This is a genomic window from Corynebacterium sp. 239_CJEI (assembly GCF_001055995.1).
GTDB classification, from domain to species: Bacteria; Actinomycetota; Actinomycetes; order Mycobacteriales; family Mycobacteriaceae; genus Corynebacterium; species Corynebacterium jeikeium_D.
Map to the genome: position 1 here is coordinate 65,733 of NZ_JVOW01000013.1, position 11,843 is coordinate 77,575.

Consider the following 11,843-nt stretch of genomic DNA (forward strand, 5'->3'; position numbering starts at 1 on the left):
TTAGTTCGTGGCTACCGTCGGCAGAGCGTGAGTAGCCAAACCGGTCGGGCCAGACGGAACCGAACTAATTGCACGTCGTTCGGAGTTCGGAGCCAACGGCTTTCCGTGGTTCTTCTGCTTATCCTGGCCAGTGCCGCCGATGATGGTGACGTTGGTGTTGTTCTGCTCCGAGTGCTGATTAATCACAGTGTTCGGGGTGGCAGTGTCGCTGGTCGGTGCGGAGGAATCGTCGTTAGGCGTGCCCTGCTTGCCCTCATCCTTCGGCTGCTCAGATGGCGTGTTCTCTGGGGTCTTGCCATTCGTGACAGTCTGCTCAGCAGAGTTGATGTCCTTGTGAACAGCAACTTCCTTGCCATTGGCATCGGTCAAGGTCTCGAAGACAACCTGAGAAGCGCAGTCGGCGTCAGTGATGATGATCGGAACATCAACCGTGCCTGCGGATGCCGTCGGCACAAAGTGCAAGCGGCTGCTAGCGCCAGTGGACTTGCCCGTCTCCTTGCACATCAGCTCACCGGTCAGGGTGTACTTCGTACCCGGCTTCAGACCGGTGAAGTGCACGGTGTCGATGACGACAGCGCCCTTTTCAACCAGACCCTTGCCGGCAATACCGGCAGTAGTCGTGATGGCTGGGTTGTCCTCAGACTGCGCTGGGGTGCTCGGGTGGCTCGGCTTGCTCGGCTTTTCCGGCTGAGCGGGCTTAGTCGGCTTGCTCGGCTTCTCTGGCTGAGCGGGCTTGGTCGGCTTGCTCGGTTTTTCCGGCTGGGCAGGCTTCGTCGGCTTGGACGGCTTCTCCGGCTGAGCAGGCTTCGACGGCTTGCTCGGCTTTTCCGGCTGAGCGGGCTTAGTCGGCTTGCTCGGCTTGCTCGGCTTTTCGGACTCGGACGTAGACGGAGTTGTCGTCTCAGACGGCTCTTCCGGCTGTGTCGTCTCCGGCTGCTCGGACGGCTCATCGTCGCTCGGCGTTGCCGGAACCGTGGACGTGGTCGGCTCAGTCGAGCTGGTCTCCGGTGCGGTCGTCTCCTCGGACGGAGTTTCGCTTTCCTCAGTCGGAGTGTCTTCCGGCTTCTCCGGAACCTCGCCGGTCACGGTCTGGCTAGCGTCGTTGATATCTGCGTGGTCAGCGATCTCATTGACCTGACCAGCGCTTTCCTTACCAGTCGAGTCAACCTCATCAGAGGTCAGGTGCTCGAACACTACAGCCTCAGCAACAGGAGTCTTAACAGAGTCAGACACCTCAAGAGTGACAGTCACAGTACCGCTTGCCGACGTCGGCTTGAACGTCGCCTCGCCATGACCAATCACAGAGCCATCAGCCTTATTAACCAGTTCACCGGAGAGGGTGTAGTTCTTACCAGGCACCAGGCCCTCGAAATGCACGGTGTCGACAACCTTGGCATTAGCCTCAATGCGGTTGCCCTGAAGCTCGGCTACCGTGCGCAGCTCCGGCTCCAGCGGCGTATCAGCGGGTTCGCTCGGCTTAGACGGTTCGGTAGTCTCAGTCGGCTCCGTCGGTTCCGTGGTCTGCGACTCAGTGCTGTCAGTCGGCTCGGTCGGTTCCGTCGGAGCGGCCGGCTTCGTGGACTCGGAGGTGTTAGGAGTAGTCGTCGAAGAGCTCGGCTGCTCTTCGCTTTCCGACGTCGTCGGAGCCTCCGACTCACTGGTCTCAGAAGTAGTGGTCTCGCTGGACGACGGCTCCGTTGTCTCCTCGGTCGTCTCCTCGGTTGTCTCTTCGCTCGTCGGGGTCTCTTCGGAGGTCGACGGCTGCTCCGGCTTTTCGCCGTGAACGGTCTGAGCTGCGTCGTTGATGTCCTCGTGGGTAGCGATTTCTACCCGCTGACCATCGGTGTTGTCCTGGCCATCGGCGGTGACCTCTGTCGAGGTCAGCTTTTCAAATGCAACAGCAGCGGTAACCGGCTCATCTACATCATCGGAGACGGTAATCATGACAGCCTGCTCACCCGAAGAGGTCTCCGGAGTGAATTCCACGCTGCCGGTCCCCAAGATGCGATCAGCATTGGTCTTGTCCACCAGGGTGGCGTCCAGGCGGTAGTTCTTACCCGGAACCAGGTCGGTGAACTTCACGATGTCCTTAACCACAGCGCCCGCAACAATCTTGTTGCCGTTCAGGCGAGCCTGAGTGGAGATCGACGGCTTACGCGTGGTCGGCTTCTCCGGCTCGGACGGCTTGGTCGACTCGGACGGGGTCGTGGTCTCCGCAGGCGTGGTCGGAGTAGTCGGCTTTTCCGGTTCGGTCGGCTTTTCCGGTTCGGTTGGCTTTTCTGGCTCGGACGGCTTCGTCGGCTCTGCCGGAACTTCACCGGAAGACGGAGTGACATTGTCAATCACAATGATGTCTTGTTTCTTACCATTGTTGAAAATGTAGCCAGTGCGGTTCGTACCGTCGACGGTGCCCTGACCGACGTTAGCCGGACCAGTGAGGTAGTCGTAGACAGCCTTCGTCGATGGGTTGTGAATGCCCTGGGAGAAGTCAATGTCATCGGAGAAGTGCCACAGAGCGAACTGAGTTGCGTTATTGGCATCCAGCACATTCAGACGTCCTTTAACTCCAGCCGCCTTCCCCAGTTCATCCAAACCAACAGCTGGAGAACCGTGGTGAGCAATCCAGTTGAGCTTCCGGTATCGGTCAAAGTCGTTCCGCAGCTTGTTATTGGTATCTGTACTGCGCGAGAACTGACTGAAGTTCTGCACACGACCGGTGTCATAAAGATCACCGGCGACGCTGGCCTCAATGCAGTAACCCATTTTGTGGCTACCAAATGGTGTTGCAGCCTCGTCAAATGCCGCAATGAGTGGCCCAAAATCACGGACATTTCCATTGGCTTCAACACCCTTAACTGTTCCAGGAACACTCAAAATCTTCTGGATCGTCAGGGTTTCGCCAGTGTCTTCTGCCTCCTGCGCATGCGCAATTATTGGAGATTTAGCGAAGAAAAGAGCGAGCACAGCCACGAAGCTAAAAAGCGCCAACCAGCGCTTCTCGTTTGTAAAACGACCGAACATGAGCCCTCCCCCTTCCTTCGATTTCAGTGCGTTATACACCTTTCGCTACCTTTCCAGCCTTCAATTAACAATCAATGACCACGCATAAGCGTCTCCAGCCCCCATCACAGGTAGCCCAGTTGACATCGCCTTCTAATTCTCATTTATAGCGTTGGCCGTCCCCGAATATAACAAATACATTTTATGTTTGTTGAGCCATTTAATTGCCACCCCTATTGTCTTTTATTTCAATGTCAATAATTGTTGTTTGCATATTTTTTCTGGGGTGGACATTTGGACACCACACACATGCCGAAGTTCCACCTTTCGCCACGACACCTAGCCATTCAACCCATAAAATCACGATTAACCTGCGCATATGAAGTTTTTTCAATGAATCCCCGCCCATTAATTTGGGTTAGAATGTCTCCCATGTCACGATTTTCATAATTGTGAGTTACGGCACAAATGACACCCCACCCCCACCTAATGAAAATGCAAGCCAATAAATCTCTAAGAGCAAAAATGATGTCTCAAGACTATTTACAAAAGAATCCCCGGACATCATTTAATAAGCCACATAATTGTGTGCTAATTGCGGCTGCATAAATAATCGCCTCTCCGCCCCAACCTCTCCATCCGCGGTTAATAGACAAAAATGGGTCTGATTCACGGCATTCCAACAGATCACGTTATGTAAAACGCGACTGAATAGGGGACTGCAAATGTGAAACTGTGCGAGTTTATGACGCTTTCAGGACATTTTTCGGGCCATTTTTGACATAAACGCAGTCAGTAACTCGGATCGACCCAACGTCGCCAGCTATAAACACAAAAAAGCGCCTCCCCACTCCGCAAGGAGTGAGAAGGCGCTCGTGCGCTGTTACGTATTAATAGCCGCGAGAGCTAATAGCTGCGCAGTGTCATTGTAGTGCAGTGCCTAAGTCAGCTTAAACGGCCTTAGATAGCCTTTGCACCGGTGAGGTCCAGGTCGACTGGCAGGTTGTCACCCGCACCGTCCTCGGCCAGCAGGCCACCCTGGTTGTTGCCGCCGGTCTGGGCACCCTGCTCCTGGCCGCCAGTCTGGAGGCCACCCTGGTTCTTACCACCGGTCTGCAGGCCCTGCTCCTGGCCGCCAGTCTGAAGGCCGTTCTGGTTCTTACCGCCAGTCTGGAGACCCTGCTCCTGGCCACCGTTCTGCAGACCCTGGTCGCCACCGACGTTTTGCAGGCTCTGGTCCTGGCCACCGGTCTGGAAACCGGACTGACGCTCACCAATCTGGCCCTTGTCGTTAACCTGGTCGCCGCCGACCTTGTCGCCCTTGTCCAGCTTGTCGCCGCCAATCTGGTCTCCGCCGTTCAGCTGATCGCCGCCAGCGTTCTGGAGACCCTGGTTGCCGCCAACGTTCTGCAGAGCGTTGTCCTGATCGCCACCGACGTTCTGCAGACCCAGGTTGCCGCCCTCAGTCAGAGAGTGGAAGTTCGGGAACAGTGAGTCGACCTGAACCAGTGGGCCCTCCGGGAAGTTCACGTTGAACTCAGGTACCGGCAGCGGAGCCGGTGCTGGCAAGGAGGAAATCAGTTCGCAGATATTGCACAGGTTATCCATGATGATCCTTTAGAAAAATGAAGTGTAGATAAATGGTGTGGCGCGATGCCCAGAGCTGAAGGTAAAGGGCTTCTCGCCTTCTCCTTTGCGGCCACTGCCGTGCTCACACGAAAACCGTACCGGTGATGAAAAACGGTCACAATATAGAAATTCGACCCACTTCAGCCAGGAAATTGGAAACAGAATAACGGCAAAATTTAACCTGCACTTATGCCCAAACGTCGCATGTCACGGGTCACATTGCTAGCCGTTTGGTCACCCCAAACCAGGCTCGCCTTTTCCAGCAGAAAAGCCTCGGCACCTAATGAACTGCTCCCCATTAGTTGGACTGAGAAATCAGTTACCGACTAGTGGGGAGTAGTTGTCATTGAGAGCACGAAGTTCGCTAAGTGAATATCAGCGCGAGCAGTTGGTTGAACTATTTGAGCAAGGCATGGGTTATACAGCCGCTGCCAATGCCCTTGGTGTCTCCAAGTATGCCGCCCGTATGCTCTGTCGTCGGTTTAAGCTGCATGCAGGCTATGTCTTGTGGAGAAACCGACTAAGCAGCAGTACTCGTTCGAGATCAAGAAGGAAGTTGTCCAACGCCACCTTGCTGGCGAGACAGCGATGGATCTTGCACGTGAATTTGGCCTGTCATCACAGCAGCTGGTCCGCGGGTGGTCGTGGAAATGGCGCAAAGACGGCGATGACGCGTTGAAACCGAAGCCGAAGGGCAGACCCAAAGGATCGGTCACGCCGAAGCCGCTGTCGGAGGAAGACAAGCTGCGTGGCGAAAACGAACGGTTGCGGGCCGAAAATGCCTATCTAAAAAAATTGCGGGACTTGAGGAATCAGGGACGCGCCTGAAAGTCCAGGCGATTGTCATCCTCAAGTCGCACCACCGCTTGGAGTACCTCCTAGAGGCAGCAGGTATCCCACGGTCGACGTTCTTCTACCACCAGAAACGACTCAGTAAGCCAGATAAGCACGCCGAGCTCAAGCAAGCGATTCGGGAAAGCTTCGAGCGTAACAAGCATCGCTACGGCTACCGGCGAGTGCTACTTGACCTGCGTAACCAGGGGTGGGTGGTCAACCACAAACTCGTCTACAAACTCATGCGCCAGATGGGGCTTCGAGCTAAGATTCGCCAGCGCAGACCGTATATTTCCTACACCGGGACGATCAGCCGCATTGCTGACAATAAACTTGACCGCAAATTCACCCCGGATCAGCCAAATACCGTCTTTGTCAGCGACGTCACCGAGTTCAGGGTTGCAGGCCGCAAGGTCTACCTGTCACCGGTGATGGACTTGTTCGACCGTTCAATCGTTGCCCACACTGTGGCTACATCGCCGTCGACAGCGTTGACCACCGATTCTTTGTCCAAGGCGATCGCGGCGTGGGCACCTGAACCCGGGTGGATGATGCACACTGACCAAGGTTTCCAGTACCAGCATGCCTCGTGGCGTGACCTGATTGGCGACAACGGTGGTGTTCAGTCGATGTCGCGTAAAGCCAACTGTTACGACAACGCGGTCATGGAAAATTTCTTCGGGCACGTGAAAACCGAGATGTACCACGGTGAAGTCTTCGACACGGTCGCAGAGTTCAACCAGGCGATCGATGAGTACATCGGGTGGTACAACACCGAACGCGTCCAACAACGACTCAAGGGCCTGACCCCGATGCAATATCGAAATCAGACCCTTGAAGCCCTAACCGCCTAGAGTTAAACCAGTCCAACTTTCGGGGACCAGTTCACCTCGGATCCCCGCGGGGCTTTTTCTGCCCCTCACCCTTTCACTTTTGCTTTAGGTAAGGGTAAGTTAACTCCCACTATGACCTCGAACCCAGTTACCCTGAACACTCCGACGAACACTTCCGCCTACCGCGCGGCCTTTTCTGACCACCTACTCTTGGCCGCCCCTTCTGAACCGCACCATCGAATCATCCGCGCCACTGTTTATGACGTCAGCGCCCCGGCAGAAAACCTGCAGAGGATTGTCATCCGCTCCCCCGAGCTAGTCGGCTTTCAGCTTTCCGGCCCGGACGAATTCTTTGGCCTCTTTATGCCGGCTAAGCCCGGCGAGAATCTCCATTTACCCCTCCACGGAGGTGGCGCCAATATCCGCGCAAGCGTTACAGCCATGCCGGAGACCCAACGCCCAAATTTACGTTGGTACACCGTACGCTCACTCGATCCCGAGTGCGGACAGATAACTTTCGACGTGGCGACACATGGCGTCAAAAATCCAAAGGATGAGCACGTCGGACCAGGGCTCGCCTGGGCTCTTGCAACTCGTGTTGGCGACCAGGTAGGCATCTGGACATGCCAGGGCCTCTGGCACCGCGCGCAAAGTTCACAAACACTTATCGCAGACCCATCTGCCGTACCTTCCGTTCGCGCCATTTTGGATTACGCGGATGCGTTTGCCCCGGAACAGTTGCGCGACATACACCTCGTAGTGGTCGCCGAGAACCATGGTGACCTCGAGCCATCCCTCGTCGCCGACTGGGAGAGCAAGCTGGGCAGCCTAGAAGTGCTGTTTAGCGCTACAACGGACTTCAGCACGGCAGTGATGTCCCACCTACAGCAACTGGACCGTGCCGAACACCCCGCAACACAGTCGAAGTACGTCTGGGTCGCGGGTGAAGGACAGCTCTGCAAGGAAGTACGGCGCCACGCAATTCACACCTGGGGCCTCAATAGCGAATCCGTGCAGTGGTGCCCCTATTGGTTCCTAGGCAGGGCACGGCCTTAATTAGCCACAATCCCTCGCGGCACAATAATCGGAGCCATACCGCGGGGATCTTCCCACACCTCGGCATTCAGGCCATATGCCTCGCGCAACACATCCACCGTCAGAGCCTCCTTTGGAGAACCCTCGGCGATCTTTTCCCCTTCCTTCATGACGATCATCTCGTCGCTAAAAGCTCCCGCCAGGCCAAGATCATGAAGTACGGTAATCACCGTCTTGCCCTCTTGAGCGAGCTCCCGCACGATACTTAGAATCTCTATCGCATGTGCCGGATCTAGGTAGGTAGTCGGTTCGTCCAACAGCACAATTGGCGTATCCTGCGCCAACACCATCGCCATCCAGACCCGCTGCCGCTGGCCGCCAGAAAGCTCCGCCACGTCGCGGGCAACAAGATGGTCAACCTTCGTCTTCTTCAGCGCCTCGCGCACTTTTTCTTTATCTTCTGACGCCGTCGCTCCCCCACCCCAGAGCGATCGACGATAAGGGTGCCGTCCGCGCTCCACAAGTTCTCCAACGGTCAATCCCGCCGGACACAGCGGGTGTTGTGGCAAAAGCGCAATTAGTTGGGCGGCTTCGCGCGACCGCAAACTATGCACGTCCTTTTTCTCTACAAGAACCCGTCCTTCGGCGGGAGCAAGCAGCCGAGAAAGCGTCTTGAGCAACGTCGACTTGCCACAACCATTGGGGCCTAAGAGCGTGGTGACCTTCCCGGGCTCTGCAGTGAAAGACACGTCCTTAACAATGCTTGGGCCGTCGTTGTAGCCCACGGTGACGTGATCAACTTGAACGTTCATTGAACCATTCCTTTCAGAGTTCCGCGACGGGCCGCCAACCACACAAGCAACACCAACGCGGGGCCACCGATGATGGCGGTAACCAAACCCACAGGGGATGTAAATGGCAGTGCGCCCGCCACGACGGCGCACGCAGCTAATAGAGCAGCGCCTGCAAAAGTAGAGCACAACGGATGGGGCGTGGGCGTTCCGGCCACCAGCTTGGCCAGCTGAGGAGCCAATAGTGCCACGAATCCAATTGGGCCGACAAAGGAAACCACCACCGCGACAATGCCCGTTGCGGCAATGAGCAAAATAGCGCGCACCCTCGTGACATTTACCCCAAGTGTGGACGCGGTGGCGTCATCATGAGAAAGAAGAGGGACATCGCGCGTAACACAGAGGCCTAAAACTACGAAGGGCAACAGGCCCAACACCATAGGCAACAAAGCTTCCATACGCACAAAGCCGGTAGACCCAGCGAGCCAAGTTTGGGCATCCGTGGCACGAGTTAAGTCAGCCCGGAGCAGGAGATACTGCACTAAAGACTGCGTGAGGAAAGACAGTGCCAGGCCGATGACCACTACGCGCTGCGACGTCCCGAAGCCACCGAGTAGAACGAGCAAACCAACGATCACTAGTGCGCCAAGCAAAGCGAGTGCAGCACGCCACCAGAACGTCGGCGCCCCCTCACTCCATGCAGGGCGGGTAACTACGGTGCCCGCCACAACCAAAACCGCCGCGCCGCCGGATACACCGAGAATGTCCGGGCTGGCCAGCGGATTGCGGGCCATGGTCTGAGTCCACGCACCTGCCAGCCCTAGAGCCGCGCCGACCAGAACGGTAGCGATTGCTACAGGCAGGCGGAGATCCCACACCACGTTGATTGCTTGCTGTGTGCCCCCACCGGTGAGAACCTCGATGACTTCCATCGGGCTGAGCTTCACCGCTCCTTGCCCCAGGATTAAGCAGTAACAAAGAGCCGCTATGAGGGCGAACCCTGCCGAAGCCGCCAGGACGCGTCTGCTTCGTGAACGCTTAATACTACGGATAGACGTCATATCGCTCATATCGTCAGCTCCGAGTCATTCGAGGTCGGTGAACTCTTCTTACGTCGCACCGCCAGAATCATCACTGGGGCACCGACAATAGCTAAGACAATGGACATTTCCAGCTCGTTAGGCTGCAGGACGAAGCGGCCCACAATATCGGCTAGCAACACAGCCGCGCCACCAACAATGCCGGTCGGCAGCAAGAGGCGAGTCAGGGACGGGCCGGTAAACGGGCGTAATAGGTGTGGCACGGCGAAGCCCACGAATGTCACAAGCCCCACAGTGGCTGTCGCCGAGCCGGCGAGGATGATCACCGCTGCGGCAGCCAACAAGCGGGTTCTCGTGGGCGAGCTGCCAAGGGAACGGGCGGAGTCCTCTCCCATCGCAAGTAGATCCAGCGGGCGTGCTGCAAGCGCACCGCATAGAGCACCTAGTGCTAGACCTAAAGCAGCTAAGGCCACGTCTTCCATACCCCGCCCAGCCGTAGAGCCAACGGTCCAGCGGCGGAGCCCTTCCAGGGTGTCGGAAGAATAGAGGCTCAGCATATTCGTGGCCGCTTGCAGGGCGAAGGTAACTCCCACGCCCACGAGTACCAGAGTTAGCGGGTTACGCGATACGCGGGAAATCAACAGCACGATTAAGGCAGCGACGGCCGCCCCGACGAGCCCTACAAGTGTCCGCTCCCCGACCGTCGTTGCCCAGCCCAAGGTCAGTGCCGCAGCGACTGCGAAACTTGCTCCAGCGTTCACGCCGATAATGCCGGGATCTGCCAGGGGGTTGCGGGTCCAGCTCTGAGCAATGGCACCCGCCATAGCCAGGGCTGCGCCTGTGATCACAGCCAAGAGGGTGCGCGGAACGCGCAAGTCCCAAATGATGCCGGACTGTTCAGCATTGATGCCGGATTGCGTAGATGGGTGCGGACCATGCATGAGGATGCTGGTCACTTCGCCAATGGAAAGATCTTTGGAACCCAAGTACAGGGAGGCAAGCAGCAGCAAAGCCAAGCCAACGAGTGCGGCCGAAGTAAGCAAACGCCGGGAAAACACCAAAGAATATCGAGTTCTTGAAACGGACACTTTCAATTAAATTGCGTCAGAGAACTTGTCGACTGCCCAGGGGATGGTCAATGGGTTCGGCATACTCATTGCATTGCCCACGTTTTCGTCCATCCAGCGGACCTTGCCTTCGCGAACAACGTCCAGCTTGCTGAATGTTGGATCCTTCTTCAAGGTATCGGCGGCACCCTGGTAATCAAGGATGAAGAGGTAATCGACGTTGTTGAGGTCGCTGTAGTTCTCAGGTGCGATGTCGCGGTAGAACTCGCCCCCGTTACCTTCGAGCTCCTTCGGGATCTCGAAGCCCAGACTCTTGATAAACTGCCCGCGACCGTCACCGGAGGTGTACAGGCCGATCTTTCCCTGATAAGGCATGACGATAGCCGCACGCTTGCCTTTGAGCTCAGGGTGCTGCTGTTGGAAATCATCGAAGGCCTTCTGCGTTTCTTCGACGAGTTTGTCGCCTTCTTCTTGCTTGTCTACAGCGCCGGCGATCTGGTTGACCTGATCCCGCCAGGGGATCTGCCAGTCCGTGGCACCGTCTGGCTTAACGGTGGTTGGGGCGATGTCATTAAGCGCCTTCTTCGCCTGCGCGTCTACGGCAGAGTTCACCGCAATGATCTTGTCCGGATTAGCGGCGGAGATCTTCTCCAGGATTTCAGCAGTGAATCCGTTGGCAGTACCGTAAACCACTTCAGGCTTGTTGTCGCCGAGCTTTTCGGTAGCCCATGGGCCGACGCCAGACGCATCAACATCTCCCTCAGCACCCCAGGGCGCTACGAGGACTGGTTGGATGCCTAGAGCGAGCAAGGTATCGCTGTCTCCCAGGCCAACTGCGGCGATGCGCTCATCCCCGGTGCCCTCATTTTTTGACGCCGCCGCGTCGTCGCCTCGGGAGCAACCAGACAGAACAAGAGTGGATGCTGCCAAGACAGCGGCGGTCTTCAGCGCCGCTCGACGGGTCAGCGAATTGTTTCGAAACATGTGAAAGCCTAACGTGTAAGGAACTCTTTGAGACGCTGTAAAGTACCCGTAGCCCCAAGAGACTGATGGCCTCTTTCGGCTACGGCCAACACAGTAATCGGGTCTATATTACACAGGTAAGGCTAACCACACAACAGGCTGCCCTAAGTTAGTCCGCTTCCCGCTCGGCCGCTACCGACTCCATCGCCGCCCTGGCCACCGTCGCCACGCTGGCCACCGTCGCCACGCTGGCCACTGTCACCGCCCTGGCCACCCTAGCCACCCTGGCTCTCAATGCCGAGATGCTCGCGCTATTGCAACTCGTGGCACCAACTGTCGGAAAAGTTGCACTTCGAAGGTCGAAATGTCGCTAGAACGGGAATCTGTCAGCACAGGCGCGCCTCCGAATTTTGCGACAATTCCCTGACCTGCAGTTTTGCGGAGCTGCAAATCAGTGTCTTTAACGCATTCCCGTTCTAGCGACATTCACCCCTGCTAGCGCCCCAAATACGGCGCCGTCGGCCACGCATCCCCGGTCTAGCGACATCTGCACATCCTCACGCCGCCAAATAGGGCGCCGGCGCCTCCCGTGACGCAATCCCCCCCCCAGCACTGCGCTCGCACAATCTCACATTCCGCTGGCGCTGCAGC

7 protein-coding genes and 1 pseudogene are annotated in these 11,843 nt (G+C 56.9%); 2 read left to right on the top strand and 6 right to left on the bottom strand.

Annotated features, from left to right (window positions below; all coding sequences use genetic code 11):
* Nucleotides 1–3,021 carry a VaFE repeat-containing surface-anchored protein gene (locus ADB08_RS11850; RefSeq protein WP_049171147.1) on the bottom strand — a complete coding sequence of 1,007 codons (3,021 nt, stop codon included), beginning with the start codon at nucleotides 3,019–3,021 and terminating at the stop codon, nucleotides 1–3.
* 939 nt (nucleotides 3,022–3,960) lie between these two features.
* Nucleotides 3,961–4,608: a hypothetical protein gene (locus ADB08_RS04285; RefSeq protein ID WP_049171148.1), complete on the bottom strand. Its 648-nt coding sequence runs from the start codon at nucleotides 4,606–4,608 to the stop codon at nucleotides 3,961–3,963.
* A gap of 519 nt (nucleotides 4,609–5,127) precedes the next feature.
* Between ADB08_RS04285 and ADB08_RS11295 the strand changes: the two are divergent.
* Together ADB08_RS11295 and ADB08_RS04300 are read left to right on the top strand one after the other, a co-directional pair.
* Nucleotides 5,128–6,317, top strand: a pseudogene (locus tag ADB08_RS11295) (IS3 family transposase); the annotation flags it as partial.
* 111 nt (nucleotides 6,318–6,428) lie between these two features.
* Complete coding sequence (locus ADB08_RS04300; protein WP_016421889.1) at nucleotides 6,429–7,352, top strand: siderophore-interacting protein; 924 nt, start codon at nucleotides 6,429–6,431, stop codon at nucleotides 7,350–7,352.
* On the opposite strand, the gene ADB08_RS04305 is transcribed toward ADB08_RS04300, so the two are convergent.
* Genes ADB08_RS04305 through ADB08_RS04320 form a run of 4 tightly spaced genes read right to left on the bottom strand, consistent with a single transcriptional unit; the run spans nucleotide 7,349 to nucleotide 11,213 of the window.
* Complete coding sequence (locus ADB08_RS04305; protein ID WP_016421888.1) at nucleotides 7,349–8,143, bottom strand: ABC transporter ATP-binding protein; 795 nt, start codon at nucleotides 8,141–8,143, stop codon at nucleotides 7,349–7,351. The two genes, ADB08_RS04300 and ADB08_RS04305, sit on opposite strands and share 4 nt — an antisense overlap.
* Entirely contained in the window at nucleotides 8,140–9,192 is a 1,053-nt protein-coding gene (locus ADB08_RS04310) for a FecCD family ABC transporter permease (RefSeq protein ID WP_370449632.1), read from the bottom strand. The genes ADB08_RS04305 and ADB08_RS04310 overlap by 4 nt, the downstream gene beginning before the upstream one ends.
* A complete protein-coding gene (locus ADB08_RS04315) occupies nucleotides 9,189–10,205 on the bottom strand; it encodes a FecCD family ABC transporter permease (protein WP_222865499.1) in 1,017 nt (338 codons plus the stop codon). The genes ADB08_RS04310 and ADB08_RS04315 overlap by 4 nt, the downstream gene beginning before the upstream one ends.
* 51 nt (nucleotides 10,206–10,256) lie before the next feature.
* Nucleotides 10,257–11,213, bottom strand: coding sequence for an iron-siderophore ABC transporter substrate-binding protein (locus tag ADB08_RS04320; protein WP_049171163.1), 957 nt, complete (start codon nucleotides 11,211–11,213; stop codon nucleotides 10,257–10,259).
* Between the last annotated feature and the right edge of the window lie 630 nt (nucleotides 11,214–11,843).